The organism is Streptomyces populi (assembly GCF_002911015.1).
Classification (GTDB): domain Bacteria; phylum Actinomycetota; class Actinomycetes; order Streptomycetales; family Streptomycetaceae; genus Streptomyces; species Streptomyces populi.
Genome location: NZ_KZ626946.1, coordinates 1 through 16,038, shown reverse-complemented (window position 1 = coordinate 16,038; position 16,038 = coordinate 1). Strand labels below are relative to the sequence as shown.

Genomic DNA, 16,038 nt, shown 5'->3' with positions numbered 1-16,038 from the left:
CGCATCCGGCGAAGGGCCGTCCGGGGGACGGGTTTACCGGGCCGGCCCCGCCACGAACGTGTGCGCCGCCTTGTCGTGCCAGCACTGGCTCCAGGGCTTGTCGAACAGGCACCACAGGACGCCCGCCAGACCGACGAACAGCAGGGACGGCACGCTGAGGACGAGCCAGCGGACCAAGGCCCTGCCGAAGGACGGCGGTTCGTGACCCTCTATGTCGCGCACCTCGATGCCGCACAGCTTCTTGCCGAGCGTGCGGCCCCATCTGACGGTGGGCAGGACTTCGTAGAGGACGCCGAAGACGAGCAGGACGGCGAGGACGGCGCCCAGGCAGGAGGCGGTGGTGCCGTCGAGGAGCCAGACGGTGACCTTCTCGCCCGACTGCTCGGCCGCTTCGATCTTCCCGTCGATGTGGTCGACCGCCCGGGCGCCCAGCGGCACGGCGGCCGCGGCGGTGACGCCTGCGACGACGACGGTGTCCACCAGCCGGGCGGCCAGCCGTCTGCCGAGGCCGGACGGACGGGCCTCCGCCTGCCGCCGCGCGGCCTCCTGGAACGGGTCGTCGACCGGCGGCTTCCACGGCGGGACCCGCTGCCCCTCCTCCGCCGGGTCGCCCGCGAGCCGGTGCACCTGCTGGGCCCACGAGGGCTGACCGCCGCCGGCCCCGGAGGCCAGGGGGGTGGAGCCGTCGGGCTGAGAGGAGACGGCGGGAGCGGCCTGCGCGGCCGCCGCGGGACCGAAGCCGCTTCCGGCCGAAGCGGCGGACGGGGAGGACGGGGAGGACGGGCCGGATGCGGCCGCCGGACCCGACGCGGGGGACACGCCCGGCGCACCCGCCGAACCCGTGCTCCCGCCCTGCTGCTCCGTACGCGGGGAGGGCGCACGGAACGCCGTGCCGCCCCCGGCGGGAACGGGGTCCGGCGCTCCGGTAGCGGCGGTGGAACGTCCGGCTCCGGACCGCCCGGCGTCCGCCCCGTCCCCGGTCCCGATCCCCTCCCAGACGTCGGCTCCGCCCGAACTCGCCTCCCCCGTGGGGCTCGTGCCCCCCGCCCCGTCGGCACCTTCCGCGCCCTCCGGCCCCGTGGACGGCAGCGGACCCGTGGGGCGGCGGAAGACCCTCGGGCCCGCGGGCCGGACGGCGTCGCCGGAGTCGGCGGGCGGGATCGTCGTCGTGCCGTCCGTGCGCGCCGACGCCCCGTCGGGCGGGCTCACCGTGTCGGCGGGTTCCTCGGCACGCGGGTCGGTTCCCTTCGGCGCGCCCCAGGACACCCGGCGGTCCTGGTCGCCGCCGAAGCCGGACTGCCGGGAGCGGTCCGCGCCCCACGAGGCGGCGGGCTCGGGCCGGCTGCCGTGCTGGGACGCGGCGGGAGCGGCGCGGTGGGGCTGCGGGTCCTCGTCGAAGAAGTGCGGACCCGTCTCCTCCGTGGCGGGGACGGCCGTCTGCCCGCGTGCGGCCGAGAACTCGGGGGACGACGCCGGAGCGGGCACGTGGGCGGCCCGCGCGGCGGCGGGCGGGGTGAGCGCCTCGCCCGCCGCCGGTGCCGGGCGGCTCGTGCCCGGCACCCAGGCGGCACCGTTCCAGTACCGGACGTATCCGGGGATGGAGGGGTCCGGGTAATACCCTTCGCGGGGCCTGTCGTCACCGGGGGCCGGGGTTGGGGCGCTCATGTCCGTCGTCCCGTATCTGCTCGGGGGTCGTGTTGGAGGTCCACATCTACCAGACCGGCGCACGCATCACGGCCCGTCCCGCCGTACCCAATCCTTTCGGGCAGCGTTCCGCCACCTTCTGCCGACCGGACGTCCCGCGACCGCGTGCGCCGTGCCCGGCGGGGAGGCGAGGGCCCGCCCGAAAGAATCCTCCGAACCCGCGTAATGATCGCGGCGCGAGGCGCTCTCCACTCGTACGGGACCCGCACACGGGGCCGTACGACGAAGGGAGCGCATCGACATGCACACCGTGGTGGAACGCGAACTGGAGCTTCATCTCGTCCTGTCGCCCGAGCAGAGCATCCCGGTACCGGCGCGCCTGAGTTACCGCGCCGACGACCCGTACGCCGTCCGCATCGTCTTCCACATCGGCTCCGACCACCCCGTGAGCTGGTCCTTCGCCCGTGAGCTGCTCGTCGAGGGGGTGTTCCGGCCGTGCGGTCACGGCGACGTGCGGGTGTGGCCGACGAAGGTCGGCGGCCGGGGCGTCGTCCTGATGGCGCTGAGCTCGCCGGACGGCGACGCGCTGCTCGAGGCGCCCGCCGCGCAGATCACCGCCTGGCTGGAGCGCACCCTCACGGCGGTCCCCCCGGGTACCGAGGCCGGGCGGCTCGGCATCGACGCCGGCCTGGCCGAGCTGCTCGCGCCGTCCCCGAGGCTCTCGGCCCCGCTCGACCAGGGGGGAACCCCCTCGCCCGACGATCTGTGGCTGCGCGACCCGTGGCCGTCGGACGAGTCGGCGGACGGCGAGCAGTCCTGACGGGCCGTCGGGCGGTGAGCCGCCGTGAACGGCCGGCGGACCGCCGGGCCCGGGGGGGGGAGGGGATCAGAACAGCTTGCCCGGGTTCAGCAGGCCCAGCGGGTCGAACGCCGACTTGATCGCCCGCTGCATCTCCACGCCCACCGGGCCGATCTCGCGGGCCAGCCACTCCTTCTTCAGCACGCCCACGCCGTGCTCGCCGGTGATCGTGCCGCCGAGCTCCAGGCCGAGGGCCATGATCTCGTCGAAGGACTCACGGGCGCGCCGGGACTCGTCGGGATCGGTCGCGTCGAAGCAGACGGTGGGGTGCGTGTTGCCGTCGCCCGCGTGGGCGCACACGCCGATGGTCAGGGCGTACTTCTCGGCGACGCGCTCGATGCCGTCGAGCATGTCCCCGAGCCGGGAGCGCGGCACGCACACGTCGTCGATCATCGTGGTGCCCTTGACCGCCTCCAGCGCGGTGAGCGACAACCGCCGCGCCTGGAGCAGGAGTTCGGACTCGGCGGCGTCCTCGGCGGGGACCACCTGGGTCGCTCCGGCGGCCTCGCAGAGGGAGCCCACCAGGGCGAGGTCGGCCGCCGGGTCGTGGGTGTCGAAGGCGGCGAGCAGCAGTGCCTCGGTGGTCTCCGGCAGGCCCATGTGCGCGAGGTCGTTGACGGCCTTGACGGTCGTACGGTCCATCAGTTCGAGCAGGGACGGGACGTGGCCGCCCTCCATGATCCGGCAGACGGCGTCGCAGGCGGCCCGCGCCGAGGCGAACTCGGCGGCCAGGACGAGCTGTCGGGGCGGCTGCGGTTTCAGGGCGAGGACGGCCCGCACGACGATGCCGAGCGATCCCTCGGAGCCCACGAAGAGGCGGGTGAGGTCGTATCCGGCGACGCCCTTGGCGGTTCTGCGCCCGGTGGACATCAGCCGCCCGTCGGCGAGGACGACGTCCAGCCCGAGGACGTACTCGGCCGTCACCCCGTACTTCACGCAGCACAGGCCACCGGAGGCCGTGCCGATGTTCCCGCCGATGGTGCAGGTCTCCCAGCTGGAAGGGTCCGGCGGGTAGTACAGGCCGTGTTCGCCCACGGCGCGGGAGAGCGCGGCGTTGACGACACCGGGTTCGACGACGGCGATGCGGTCGACCGGGTTGATCTCCAGGATGCGGTCCATCTTCACCAGGGACAGCACCACACAGCCTTCGGTGGCGTTGGCCGCCCCGGACAGGCCGGTGCGGGCGCCCTGCGGGACGACGGGCACGCGCAGTTCGGTCGCCACCCGCATGACGTGCTGGACCTGCTCGACCGTGCGCGGCAGGACGACCACGGCGGGTGTGCCCGCCTCGCAGAAGCTCGCCATGTCGTTGGCGTAGGAGGCCGTGACGTCCGGGTCGGTGAGGACGGCCTCGGCCGACAGGCCGCTCAGCAGACGGTCGAGGAGGCCGCCGGCCGCTGCCGTGTCCTCATCGCGCGGGGCTTCGATACGGCTCATGATCACAGGGTCGCACCCGGGGCCATCGGTGTGAACCCCATCCGCGCGGGGCTTCGCGTGCCCGGGCCGGTCTTCGTATTGACGCACAGTGAGCCGCATGGAGATCGAAGAGCGACAGCCGGTGCCCGCCGGGTCCGGGCGGGCGGCTCCCCCCGGCATGCGGCCCGAGGAGCCCTCCGGTCCGCGCCGCTCCCCGCTCGCGCGGCGCTCGCTGGTCGGAGCGGTCGCCGGCTGTGCCGTGCTCGGCGGTGTGCTCCTGCTCCTGCCGGACCGGGGCGGGGCGCCGCGGGGCGCGCCGGGTCCGGTGGCGCGGGCGGTGAGCGCGGTGGGGGCCGGGGCACCCGCGGCGCTGCCCGATCTCGCCGCGCTCATCGACGACCGCGAGGCCCGGGTGCGGGCCCGTCCCCGTGACGACGCGGCGTGGGCGGTGCTCGGCGCCGCGTACACCGAGCGGGCGCGGCGGACGGCGGCGGTCGCGTACTACCCGAAGGCGGAGAAGGCGCTGCGCACCTCGCTGCGGGTGCGGCCCGGGGGCAACGCGGCGGCGCTGGAGGGGCTCGCCTCCCTCGCCGTGGCGCGGGGCGACTTCCGGAGCGCGAAGCGGTGGGGCGAGGCCGCGTCGGAGCTGGCGCCGAAGCGGTGGACGGCGTATCCGGCGCTCGTCGACGCGTACACCGGGCTCGGTGACCACAAGGCGGTGGACCGGGCCCTCGGCAGACTGCTGGCCCTGCGTACCGGTCCGGCGGCGCGGGCCGTCGCCGCGCGCGTGTACCGGGACCGCGGACGGCGCGAGGACGCCGCGGCGGCGGTCTCGGACGCGGCGGCGGGCGCGGCCGGTCCCTCCGAGCAGGCGGCCCTCCTCACGCAGGGCGGAGACCTCGCGTGGGAACGCGGCGACCGTCAGGAGGCCCTGGACCGCTACCGGGCCGCGGTGGACGTCGACGCCGACGCGTACGACGCGCTGGCCGGGCAGGGGCGCGCGCTGGCGGCGCTGGGGCGCACTTCGGAGGCGCTGCGCGCGTACCGGGCGGCGCTCGACGGGCGGCCCGCTCCGCGGTACGCGCTGGAGCTGGGGGAGCTGTACGACGGGCTCGGGCTCGGCGCGGAGGCGCGCGCGCAGTACGGCCTCCTGCGGGAACTGGCGCGGCGGGACGGTGCGGCGGGCGTGGACGACGAACCGGTCCTCGGGCTCTTCGAGGCGGACCACGGCGATCCGCAGGCGGCGGTACGGGGGCTGCGCGCCGAGTGGCGTCGGCAGCCCGGCATCGCGGTGGCGGACGCGCTGGGCTGGGCGCTGCACCGGGCCGGGAACGACCAGGAGGCGCTCGGCTTCGCCGTGCGGGCCACGGACGCGGAGCACGGGGGCGGTGTGCGCAGTGCGCTGTACGCGTACCACCGGGGGCAGATCGAGCGTGATCTGGGGCTGTCCGGCCCGGCCCGCCGGCATCTCACCGAGGCGTTGCGGATCAACCCGTACTTCTCGCTGCCGCTGGTGCCGGCGGCCCGGGAGGCCCTGGTGGCACTGGGCGATCCACCGGCCGGGGGGCCGCCGGAGGACTCCGGGGAGACGGAGGAGACCGAGGGCTCCCCACCGTCGGAGGGCTCCGGCGACACGGCGGGGACGGCGGGCGCGGCCGGTCCTGCGGGGGCGTCGGGGGCGTCGGGTCCGACGCCCTCACCCGGCTCCCCCGGTCCCGCCGCCCCGCCGGGGCGGCCCGCGGCCCGGTGAACTCCCGGACGGGCCCGTCCGTGTTCACGGGGTGCGCGCGGCCCTCCCGGTGACGCCGCGCCGGACGGGTCCGCGGTACGCCGTGACGCGGGAGCCCCGAAGGCCGGAACGGGCGAGCCCGTGAGGACCGGGACGGGCTGGACCGGTGGACGGCCGGACGGCCGGGTCCGGCGGACGCCGTGCGGGCGTCCACCGGACTCGGGAGGATCGGCGGGCCTTCGGGGACGGTCCGTCCCACGGGCTCAGAGGTTGCCGCGCTTCTCCTGCTCGCGCTCGATCGCCTCGAAGAGGGCCTTGAAGTTGCCCTTGCCGAAGCCCATCGAGCCGTGGCGCTCGATGATCTCGAAGAAGACGGTCGGACGGTCCTGGACCGGCTTGGTGAAGATCTGGAGCAGGTAGCCGTCCTCGTCGCGGTCGGCGAGGATCTTCAGCTCGCGCAGGGTCTCGACGGGGACCCGGGTGTCGCCGACCCACTCGCCGAGCGTGTCGTAGTACGAGTCCGGGGTGTCGAGGAACTGGACGCCGGCCGCGCGCATGGTGCGCACCGTGCGCACGATGTCGTTGGTGTTCAGCGCGATGTGCTGGACGCCGGCGCCGCCGTAGAACTCCAGGTACTCGTCGATCTGGGACTTCTTCTTGGCGATGGCGGGCTCGTTGATCGGGAACTTGACCTTGAGCGTGCCGTCGGCCACGACCTTCGACATCAGCGCGCTGTACTCGGTCGCGATGTCGTCGCCCACGAACTCCTTCATGTTCGTGAAGCCCATGACCTTGTTGTAGAAGCCGACCCACTCGTTCATCTTGCCGAGCTCGACGTTGCCCACGCAGTGGTCGATGGCCTGGAAGGTGCGCTGGGCGGGCGGCTCGACCATCGGGGCGGCGGCCACGTACCCGGGCAGGTAGGGGCCCTCGTAGCCGGAGCGCTCGACGAGCGTGTGGCGGGTCTTGCCGTACGTGGCGATCGCGGCGAGGACGACCGTGCCGTTCTCGTCCTTCAGCTCGTACGGCTCGGCGATCGAGCGGGCGCCGTGCTCGACGGCGTACGCGTGGGCGGCGCGGGCGTCCGGGACCTCGATGGCGAGGTCGACGACGCCGTCGCCGTGCTCGGCCACGTGCTCGGCCAGGAAGTGGCCCCAGGGGGTGGCGGGCTTGATCACCGAGGTGAACACGAAGCGCGCCGAGCCGTTCTCGAGGACGTACGACGCCGTCTCGCGGCTGCCGTTCTCCGGTCCGGAGTACGCGACGAGCCGCATGCCGAAGGCCGTGGAGTAGTAGTGGGCGGCCTGCTTGGCGTTGCCGACGGCGAAGACGACCGCGTCCATTCCCTTGACCGGGAAGGGATCGGCCTGCCGGGCGGTGTCGGGAGTGTCGTGTGTGGTCTGCGTCATGGCCGCAGGCTCCCTCCGTTCCGCAAGGTGCGCAATAGTTCGCCTGTCAGCTGAACAATATGTACGGCGAAAGGCCCGGACGGCCGGGCTTTCTGTACATGATGACCATCCCGGAGGCCCCCATGGCGATCGATCATCTGGACGGGCGGCTGCTCGTGCTGCTCGCGAAGGAGCCGCGCATCGGCGTCCTGGAGATGTCGCGGCGGCTCGGGGTGGCGCGGGGGACGGTGCAGGCCCGGCTGGACCGCCTCCAGTCGAACGGGGTCATCCGGGGCTTCGGTCCGCAGGTCGACCCGGCGGCGCTCGGCTATCCGGTCACGGCGTTCGCCACGCTCCAGATCCGCCAGGGGCAGGGCGCGGACGTGCGCGCCCACCTGACGACCGTGCCCGAGGTGCTGGAGCTGCACACGACGACCGGCAGCGGGGACATGCTGTGCCGGCTGGTGGCCCGCTCGAACGCCGACCTCCAGCGCGTGATCGACCGGGTCGTCGGTTTCGACGGCATCGTCCGGGCCTCGACCGCGATCGTCATGGAGAACCCGGTCCCCCTGCGGATCATCCCGCTCGTGGAACAGGCGGCGACCGAGCGCTGAACGGGCTTACGGGGGCGGCGACTTCATGGTCAGGGCCGGACCGGCGGGCCGCCCGGGCAAGTTACAAAGAAAGCCTTGCAACGAGTTCTTTGCAACGCTACCTTTGTACGCATGACGGAGCAGCCACCGCTTCCCCCCGAACCGCCGGACCTCCCGGCCGCCCCGGGTCCGCCGGACCTCCCGGACCCCCCGTATCCACCGGACCCGCCCCTGCCGCCCGAACCCCCGCAGCACCGCCGCCTCGACGCCCGCTCACTGCGCGGGATCGCCCATCCCCTGCGCATGGAGCTGCTGAGCAGCCTGCGCCGTCAGGGACCGGCCACCGCGTCGATGCTCGCCGAGCGGCTGGGCGAGTCCAGCGGGGCGACCAGCTACCACCTGCGCCAGCTCGCCGCGCACGGCTTCGTGGAGGACGCCCCGGAGCTGGGCAAGGGGCGCGAGCGCTGGTGGCAGGCGGTCGACCAGGGTCTGAACTTCGACGAGAACCTGCTCAAGGACCCGGATCCGGCGGTGCGCGGGGCGGCCGACATGTTCCTGCACGAGGTGGCCACCACCCACGCGCGTGAACTGTCGACCTGGCTGGGCACCCGGGACGACTGGTCGGAGAAATGGACCCGCGCCACCGACATGAGCGACTTCACGATGCGTCTGACACCGGCCCAGTCCCGCGAGCTGATCCAGAAGATGCACGAGCTGCTCGACAGCTACTGCGCCCTCGAACGTCCCGAGGACGATCCCGAGGCGGAGCAGGTGCGCTTCCACACGCACGTGTTCCCGCAGGCCTCGGACTGACGGCCCTCGGACCGACACCCCTCCGGCCGGCCCACCCGATCAGGGCCGGCCCGGACCGGCCGGCCCGCTCGGCCCGTACGACCCGTTCGCACCGCTCGACCCGCACCATCGCCCCGGCTCGATCACACCGAAGAGAGGTCACCGCCATGCATCCCGAGACCCACCTCCAGCTCCAGCACGTCCACGCCGCCGACCTGCGGGCCGAGGCGGACGCGTACCGGCTCACCACCGAGGCCGGGAGCACCCCCCGGCTGCGCGCCCGCGTCGGCTGGACCCTGGTGGAGGTCGGCCTCCGGCTGGCGTCCGCGCCGAGGACGGCCGTCGCCGCCTGCTGACCGGCCGCGCCGCCGCGGGCCGACAGGCGGCCCGCCCACTAGCAGCTCGGAACCGAGCCCTTGCCCTTCTCCAGGGACACCAGAGCGTTCACCGCTCCCTCCAGGTCGGTCACCGGGATCAGCCGGAGGCCCTTCGGCAGCTCCGCCTTCGCGTCCGAGCACTCCGCCTTCGGGACCAGGAACACCGTCGCGCCGTCGCGGCGCGCCGCCTGGGTCTTGAGACTGACACCGCCGACCGCGCCGACCTTGCCGTCGGCGTCGATCGTCCCCGTGCCCGCGACGACCCGGCCGCCCGTCAGGTCGCCCCCGCTGCCGTCGCCGTCCAGCTTGTCGACGATCCCGAGCGAGAAGAGCAGTCCGGCGCTCGGTCCGCCGACGTCGGCGAGCTTGAGCGTGACCTTGACGTCGCCCTTCTCGTGCAGATACCCCAGGGCGGCCTCGGTGGCGTTGTCCTGGGACTCCTTCATCTCGTTCGCGTTGTGCTGCTCGATCTCCTTGACGCTGCCGCCGCTCGGGTACACCGAGTCGCGGGGCATCACGGCCTTGTCCGTGGCGAACCAGGCGCTGAACACGTCGCCGAGGGAGACGTTCGCGTCCGGGCCGGTGGCCTCGATCGTCGTCATCCGCAGTTCGCCGCTGGTCTTCCGGGTGGGCGCCCCGCTGATGGTGATCACCGGGTCGCCCTTGTTCTCGCCGAGGACGTTCGCCGTCAGGCCGGGCTGCGCCAGGGAGAACGGCAGCGGCGCGAACACCGCCGTGGCGAGCAGGGCCACGACGGGGACGGCGCAGACGGCGACGGCTTTGGGGCGCGTGAGGCGAGAGAGCACGGGGTCAATCTAACGTCACCGCCCGGCAGGACCTCCGTACAGGTCCCACGGCCTCCGCCCCCGTACCCGCCCCGGGCTTCCGTACGGGCCCCGCGACCTTCGTACGGACCCCGCTCGGCTTCCGTGCGAACCCCACACGGCCTCGGTGCGGACCCCACGCGGCTTCCGCGCGGACCCCGCGGCCCGGTCAGCGCAGGGCGTCCGCCACCTCTCGGGCCGCGTCGACCACGCGCGGGCCGACCCGCTCCGGCACGGCGTCCGCCAGCATGACCACGCCCACGCTGCCCTCGACCCCCGTCACCCCGACCAGCGCCGCCGCGGCCCCGCAGGCGCCCGCCTCCAGCTCTCCGTGGGTGAGCGTGTACCCGGCCTCCCCCACCGGCGCCTGCCGGGCGGCGAGGATCGCGCGGCCCGCGGCACCCCGGTCCAGGGCGTGCCGGAAACCGGCGCGGTAGGCCACGTGGTAGTCCGTCCACGTCGGTTCGACGACGGCGACGGCGAGCGCCTCCGTCCCGTCGACCAGGGTCAGATGGGCCGTCGCGCCTATGTCCTCGGCCAGCGCCCGCAGCGCGGGCAGCGCGGCCTCCCGCACCAGGGGGTGCACCTGGCGGCCCAGGCGCAGCACACCGAGCCCGACCCGGGCGCGGCCGCCCAGGTCACGGCGTACGAGAGCGTGCTGCTCCAGCGTGGCGAGCAACCGGTACACCACGGTCCGGTTGACGCCCAGTTTGTTCGACAGCTCGGTGACGGTCAGCCCGTGATCGGTGTCGGCGAGCAGCTTGAGGACGCGCAGTCCCCGGTCGAGCGTCTGAGAGGTCTCCGCGGTCACGACGCCCACTCCTTAGTGGTGAGGTCGACGGCCCCTTCGCGGCGGATGCGACACCGAGTCCCGTCGGCGACGCGCTTCAGAGGCCGCCGGTCGGCCGGCGCCCCGGGCTTCTTCCCGGGCCGCAGTCGCTTCACGGCTGCGCTCCGCGGCGGCGCTGCCACGGGGCGTGTGCGTAGCCGGACAGTAGCGAGCCGGTCCGCTCAGCGGAAGCCTTTGTCCAGAATCCGGGCATCCGCGGGTGCGAAGTGATTCCGTTTGTCCCGGAACGCGAGGCGCCCGCCACTCGGCGCGCACCGCCCGCGCACACAGCGCACGGGCCGCGACGCACGCCTCCTCGGACACGGCGCGCCCCTCGGTACGGTTTCCGCGTCCCGCGCCACGGGTTCCGGATGCCGACGGCCGCGGAGGCCGCCGGTTCCCCGTGCCGCCCCGACGGAGGGACGCCCCGGGCGCGCGCCCCGGTTCCCCGCGGACGTCACCGCGTCCGCGCTCCGCCGCCCGGACGTCACCGCATCCGGGTGGCCCACTCCTGCACCTTGGCGATCCGCTGCCGCAGCTGGCCGGCCGTGGCCTCCGCGCTCGGCGGGCCGCCGCAGGTGCGGCGCAGCTCGGTGTGGATCACGCCGTGCGGCTTGCCGCTCTGGTGGACGTAGGCGCCGACCATGGTGTTGAGCTGCTTGCGCAGTTCCAGCATCTCCTTGTGGGAGACCACGGGACGCCGCTCGGCGGGCAGTTCGAGGAGGTCCGCCTCCTCGTCCGGCTTCTTGCGGCTGTGCGCGATCTGCCGGGCCTGCCGCTTCTGGAGCAGCAGCTGCACCTGGTCGGGTTCGAGGAGCCCGGGGATGCCGAGGTAGTCCTGCTCCTCCGCGCTCCCCGGGTGGGCCTGCATGCCGAACTCGGCGCCGTCGTAGAGGACCCGGTCGAAGACGGCCTCGGACTCCAGCGCCTCGAAGGAGAACTGCTCCTGCTCGCCGGTGTCCTCGTCCTGCTCCTTGTTCGCCTCCTCCATCTCCTTCTCGGACTCGGCGTACGGGTCCTCCTCGCCCTCCTTCTTGGGCCGGTCGAGGGCGTGGTCGCGCTCGACCTCCATCTCGTTGGCGAAGGTGAGGAGGTCGGGGACCGTCGGCAGGAACACGGACGCCGTCTCGCCGCGCCTGCGGGACCGTACGAAACGGCCGACGGCCTGGGCGAAGAAGAGGGGGGTCGAGATGGTGGTGGCGTACACGCCGACGGCCAGGCGCGGCACGTCCACGCCCTCGGACACCATGCGGACGGCGACCATCCACCGGTCGTTGCTCGCCGAGAAGTCGTCGATCCGCTTCGAGGCGCCGGTGTCGTCGGACAGCACGAGGGTCGCCTTGGTGCCGGTGATCTCGCGGATCAGCTTGGCGTACGCGCGCGCGGAGTCCTGGTCCGAGGCGATGACGAGCGCCCCGGCGTCCGGGATGCCCTTGCGCACCTCGGTGAGGCGCTGGTCGGCGGCGCGCAGCACGCTCGGCATCCACTCGCCGCGCGGGTCCAGCGCGGTGCGCCAGGCCTGGCTGACGGCGTCCTTGGTCATCGGCTCGCCGAGCCGGGCGGCGATCTCGTCGCCCGCCTTGGTGCGCCAGCGCATGTTGCCGCTGTAGGAGAGGAAGATGACGGGCCGCACGACGTGGTCGGCCAGCGCGTTGCCGTAGCCGTATGTGTAGTCGGCGGAGGACCGCCGGATCCCGTCGTTGCCCTCTTCGTACGTGACGAAGGGGATGGGGTTGGTGTCGGAGCGGAAGGGCGTACCCGTGAGCGCGAGCCGGCGGGTGGCGGGCTCGAACGCCTCCAGGCAGGCCTCGCCCCACGACTTGCTGTCACCGGCGTGGTGGATCTCGTCGAGGATGACGAGGGTCTTGCGCTGCTCGGAGCGGTTGCGGTGCAGCATCGGCCGCACCCCGACACCGGCGTACGTCACGGCGACGCCCTGGTACTCCTTGCTGAGGGGCCCTGCGCTGTACTCGGGGTCGAGCTTGATCCCCACCCGCGCGGCGGCTTCGGCCCACTGCTTCTTCAGGTGCTCGGTCGGCGCGACGACGGTCACCTGCTGCACGACGTGGTGGTGCAGCAGCCAGGACGCGAGGGTCAGCGCGAACGTCGTCTTTCCGGCGCCGGGGGTGGCTACGGCGAGGAAGTCGCGCGGCTGCTCCTGGATGTACCTCTCCATCGCCCCCTGCTGCCAGGCGCGCAGCTTGCTGGCGGTGCCCCAGGGGGCTCGTCCGGGGAAGGCGGGCGAGAGGTGGTGGGTGTGCGAGGAGGTGCTGGCGGCGGTGGTAGTCACGGTCTCCGGTCTGGGTGTCGAATGGGAGCGTCCGGGGCCGCGCGCGGCGCGTCGGATGTGGCGTGACGGGAGGCGCGCGGGCGGCTCGGCTACGTATGACAACCGGGCCACCCTACCGGCGCCCGGCTGACGACGATGTGCGTACCGGGCCGGGGCGACGGTGGATGGGACTGAGGTCACAGATCACCCGGCCGCACCCCGGGCGCCCCGGTCCGCCCCCCGCGCGAACCGCCCGCGCCGGCCTCCTCAACCCGTTCTCGCCGGTTCCCGCAGCCGTGTCGTCACCCACGCTCCCAGCAACGCGACCCCCGCCATCGGCAGGAACACGGCGGCGAAGGCGGCCGGGTGGGAGCCGTGGGCGCCGGACGCCGTGGCCGCGCCGGCCACCGAGCCGCCGCCCAGGGCCGCGAAGGCCGCTCCGCCGACGGCGAGCAGCAGCACGTTGGACAGGGCGTCGGAGATCTGTAGGGCGGCCGAGTTGGCACCGGCCTCCTCCGGGGCCGAGAGCTGGAGCAGCAGCACGCTGGTCGAGGCGATCACCAGGCCCATCCCGAAGCAGCCGAACCCCCAGGCGACGGCGACGGTCCACACCGGCACGGCGGGGATCAGCACGCTCGGCGCGGCGGCGACGGCCGCCGCGACCAGCAGCATGCCGAGGAACATCAAACGCTCCCGGTACGGCTCCACGCCCGGCCGCGCCTGCACCCAGGACCCCAGGGCCCAGGTCCCGCCGCCGGCCGCGAGCGAGAGGCCGGCGAGCGTCGGCGACAGCCCCCGCTGGGTGACCAGCATCAGCGGTACGAAGGACTCCGCGGCGATGAAGGCCCCCGCGGAGACCCCGCGCAGCAGCACCACGGACGGCAGTCCGCGGGCGGCCCGGTGGGTACCGCGGGGCAGCAGCCCGCGCACGGCCGGAACGAGCAGTGCGGCGCCGGCCGCGGCGGGGACGAGGGAGAGCGGCCGCAGATCCTGCGCTGCGTACTGGAGCAGCCCCGCGCCCAGTGCGATGCCGAAGGCGAGCCGGATGCGCCGCCGGTCCAGCGGCGCGCGGTCGCCCGCTCCGGCGGGTCCGGAGGCCCGCCTCCGTATCTGCGGCAGCGCGAGCGCGAGCGGAACGCCGACCAGCGCCGGAATCCCGATGAACACCCAGCGCCAGCCGAGGTGCTCGGTGACCGCGCCCGCGGCGAGCGGTCCGACCACGGAGGGCACCACCCAGGCCGCCGCGAACGCCGCCATGATCGCGGGGCGCAGCCGCTGCGGATAGGCCCGTCCGACGACGACGTAGAGCGCGACGATGACGAGTCCGCCGCCGAGTCCCTGGACGGCCCGCCCGAGGATGAACACCCACATGCCGCCGGCGGTCCCGGACAGCAGCAGCCCCGCGGCGAACGCGCCGATGCCCGAGGCGAGCGAGGCCAGCGGCCCGTCGCGGTCGGACCACTGCCCGGCGAGCACCATCCCGAGCAGGCTCGTCGTGAAGTACCCGGAGAACGCGAACGCGTACAGGGCGACCCCGTCGAGCTCCCGCGCGGCGACGGGCATCGCCGTCCCCACGGCCGTCGCCTCGAACGCGATGACCAGTACCACGGACACGATCCCGACGGTGAGCGCCCGGTAGGCCCGACCCAGCACTCCGCCCTCGCCGCCGCCCGCCGCCCCGCTCTCGGACGGAACCGTCACGGCCTCGCCCGCTTCCACTGCTGTCATGCCGGTCAGCGTAAGGTGCGCACCTTTCCTTGACTCCTGTCGGTGGGCGGTGATCAGGCGGTCCTTTGGACCTAGGACCACTCCCCGGGCCGTCGCACGCCCCCGTTTCCGGGGCCTCCTCGCCCTTTCGTGAACGGCGTGTGGCAGTCGCGTTGCGGCCGCTCCAGAACCCTTGAGCCCGCTCCCGTGCCCCGCCTACGGTCGTTCCATCAGGTCCGGAACGAGTGAGCCGTGCCGCACCTGAGAACGACCGTGTGCCCGAGTGGTTCAGGGGCTCGACTGCAACTCGAGTTACGTGGGTTCGAATCCCGCCGCGGTCTCCACGCGAAGGTCGGCCGTCCCGGTTGGGGCGGCCGGCCCGTTTTCCGTCCCCTCGCGGGGCGGTCGGGGCCGCTACGCGTAGAGCGTGCCGGCCGACCGGTCCTCGAATATCTCCGGCCAGTGGCGTCGGCCGTCGTCGCCCGGGAGGGCCGGGGTCCGGTCGCAGGCGGCGGGGTCGACGGTGGCGAGGGTCTGGGTCAGGGTGGCGGCGAGCTGTTCGTAGGAGTCGCTGAGGCCGTGGGCCGCGTCGACGCCCTTCTCGCGGTGCAGGAGCCAGAGGGTGAACGCCAGCGTGGAGATGTCCGCGTTGAGCGGGCGCAGGGTGAGGTCCGGCTCGCTCCAGGCGAGCACGGCGCCCGTGGTGCCGTCCATCACCAGGCTCGTGTCCTCCAGGAGGTGGCCGAGGCGTATCAGGCGGCCGGCGGAGGGCGGGAGCAGACCGGCGGGGAACTCGTCGGGGTGCTCGTCCGCGTAGTACTCGGTGAGGGCCGGCAGCGGCATCTCGGTGTCCAGCTGGAAGAGGAAGCCGTCCTCGGGCAGGCCCGACTCCCGCAGGAAGCGGCGGGTCGGCTCGTGCGTCAGGGCGGGCGGGAAGTCGACGTCCTCGAAGCGCATGATCTCGCCCGCGCCGAACTCCTCGTCCAGCAGCCGCTCCGGCAGGCCGAGGACGAGTCCTTCACCGGGTCCGGCGATCCGGGCGAGCGGGCGGATCAGCGCGGCCATCCGCCAGTACGGCGGCACGTCCTGGCCCGTGGCGTCCTCGAAGACGGCGCTCAGCCGGTCCGACACCTCCGCGACCGCCTTCGGGCCGAACGGGCCCGGCCGGGAGCGGGACAGGGTCAGTTCCTCGGTGGCCGCGGCGAAGCGCAGCAGGGCGTCCAGGGAGGGTGCCAGGGGGGAGAGGTCCAGGCGGGCGGGGTTCCGGCGGACGTGCGCCGAGGAGACCTCGCCCGTCGTCCCGTCCAGCACGATCGACTCCAGGTCCCGGTCGAGGCTGCGCAGCGCCCCGATGACGAGCTGGTCGCGCAGTTCCCCGGCGAGCCTCTCGGCGTCGCCCGCCAGGTCGGCGACGGTGCGCAGACCGTGCTCCCGCAGGGTGCCGAACCCGAGCAGCGCGCTCTCGCGGGGCAGTCCGGGGCCGGTGAGCCGGTCCCGGGTGCCCGCGTGCGTGACGAACGGATCCAGTTCGTCGTCGGTCAGTGTGATCGCGCCGCCGACATCGGTGTCAGTCGTGCTCATGGCTCCCCCGCGCATGTGAACGCATCCTGC

The 16,038-nt window shown here is 73.9% G+C and carries 13 protein-coding genes and 1 tRNA gene; 6 read left to right on the top strand and 8 right to left on the bottom strand.

Annotation, left to right across the window (positions count from 1 at the left end):
• Window positions 1-33: 33 nt before the first annotated feature.
• The gene (locus tag CW362_RS34600) at window positions 34-1,665 is read right to left on the bottom strand and encodes an RDD family protein (protein WP_103553572.1); all 1,632 of its coding nucleotides are present in this window, start codon (window positions 1,663-1,665) and stop codon (window positions 34-36) included.
• A gap of 280 nt (window positions 1,666-1,945) precedes the next feature.
• Between CW362_RS34600 and CW362_RS34595 the strand changes: the two genes are divergently transcribed.
• Window positions 1,946-2,464 (top strand): SsgA family sporulation/cell division regulator, encoded by a 519-nt coding sequence (locus CW362_RS34595; RefSeq protein ID WP_103553571.1) that lies wholly within the window; start codon window positions 1,946-1,948, stop codon window positions 2,462-2,464.
• A 66-nt stretch (window positions 2,465-2,530) separates the two neighbouring features.
• Here CW362_RS34595 and CW362_RS34590 read toward each other — a convergent pair whose 3' ends face one another.
• Entirely contained in the window at window positions 2,531-3,946 is a 1,416-nt protein-coding gene (locus CW362_RS34590; protein ID WP_103553570.1) for an FAD-binding oxidoreductase, read from the bottom strand.
• A gap of 91 nt (window positions 3,947-4,037) precedes the next feature.
• Here CW362_RS34590 and CW362_RS34585 point away from each other — a divergent pair, with 91 nt between their 5' ends.
• A complete protein-coding gene (locus CW362_RS34585) occupies window positions 4,038-5,669 on the top strand; it encodes a tetratricopeptide repeat protein (RefSeq protein ID WP_420856890.1) in 1,632 nt (543 codons plus the stop codon).
• 242 nt (window positions 5,670-5,911) lie between these two features.
• Here CW362_RS34585 and hppD read toward each other — a convergent pair whose 3' ends face one another.
• Entirely contained in the window at window positions 5,912-7,057 is a 1,146-nt protein-coding gene (hppD, locus tag CW362_RS34580) for a 4-hydroxyphenylpyruvate dioxygenase (RefSeq protein WP_103553569.1), read from the bottom strand.
• Window positions 7,058-7,179: 122 nt separating this feature from the next.
• Between hppD and CW362_RS34575 the strand changes: the two genes are divergently transcribed.
• The 3 genes from CW362_RS34575 (at window position 7,180) to CW362_RS34565 (ending at window position 8,777) form a co-directional block, all read left to right on the top strand.
• Window positions 7,180-7,650, top strand: a complete 471-nt coding sequence (locus CW362_RS34575) for an Lrp/AsnC family transcriptional regulator (RefSeq protein WP_037619495.1) — start codon at window positions 7,180-7,182, stop codon at window positions 7,648-7,650.
• Window positions 7,651-7,761: 111 nt separating this feature from the next.
• On the top strand, window positions 7,762-8,442 hold the full coding sequence (locus CW362_RS34570; protein ID WP_103553568.1) for a winged helix-turn-helix domain-containing protein: 681 nt from the start codon (window positions 7,762-7,764) through the stop codon (window positions 8,440-8,442).
• A 146-nt stretch (window positions 8,443-8,588) separates the two neighbouring features.
• Window positions 8,589-8,777: a hypothetical protein gene (locus CW362_RS34565; RefSeq protein WP_103553567.1), complete on the top strand. Its 189-nt coding sequence runs from the start codon at window positions 8,589-8,591 to the stop codon at window positions 8,775-8,777.
• Window positions 8,778-8,815: 38 nt separating this feature from the next.
• On the opposite strand, the gene CW362_RS34560 is transcribed toward CW362_RS34565, so the two are convergent.
• From CW362_RS34560 to CW362_RS34545, 4 genes are all read right to left on the bottom strand, one after another.
• Window positions 8,816-9,604: a S16 family serine protease gene (locus CW362_RS34560; RefSeq protein ID WP_103553566.1), complete on the bottom strand. Its 789-nt coding sequence runs from the start codon at window positions 9,602-9,604 to the stop codon at window positions 8,816-8,818.
• 187 nt (window positions 9,605-9,791) lie between these two features.
• Window positions 9,792-10,433: a helix-turn-helix domain-containing protein gene (locus CW362_RS34555; protein ID WP_103553565.1), complete on the bottom strand. Its 642-nt coding sequence runs from the start codon at window positions 10,431-10,433 to the stop codon at window positions 9,792-9,794.
• Between the two features lie 505 nt (window positions 10,434-10,938).
• Entirely contained in the window at window positions 10,939-12,741 is a 1,803-nt protein-coding gene (locus CW362_RS34550) for a DEAD/DEAH box helicase (protein WP_103553564.1), read from the bottom strand.
• A gap of 246 nt (window positions 12,742-12,987) precedes the next feature.
• Window positions 12,988-14,448: an MFS transporter gene (locus CW362_RS34545; RefSeq protein WP_103553563.1), complete on the bottom strand. Its 1,461-nt coding sequence runs from the start codon at window positions 14,446-14,448 to the stop codon at window positions 12,988-12,990.
• Window positions 14,449-14,696: 248 nt separating this feature from the next.
• On the opposite strand from CW362_RS34545, the gene CW362_RS34540 reads away from it, so the two are divergent.
• Window positions 14,697-14,771, top strand: a tRNA-Cys gene (locus CW362_RS34540).
• 70 nt (window positions 14,772-14,841) lie between these two features.
• Here the strand turns inward: CW362_RS34540 and CW362_RS34535 are convergent.
• The gene (locus CW362_RS34535) at window positions 14,842-16,008 is read right to left on the bottom strand and encodes an SUKH-4 family immunity protein (protein ID WP_103553562.1); all 1,167 of its coding nucleotides are present in this window, start codon (window positions 16,006-16,008) and stop codon (window positions 14,842-14,844) included.
• Between the last annotated feature and the right edge of the window lie 30 nt (window positions 16,009-16,038).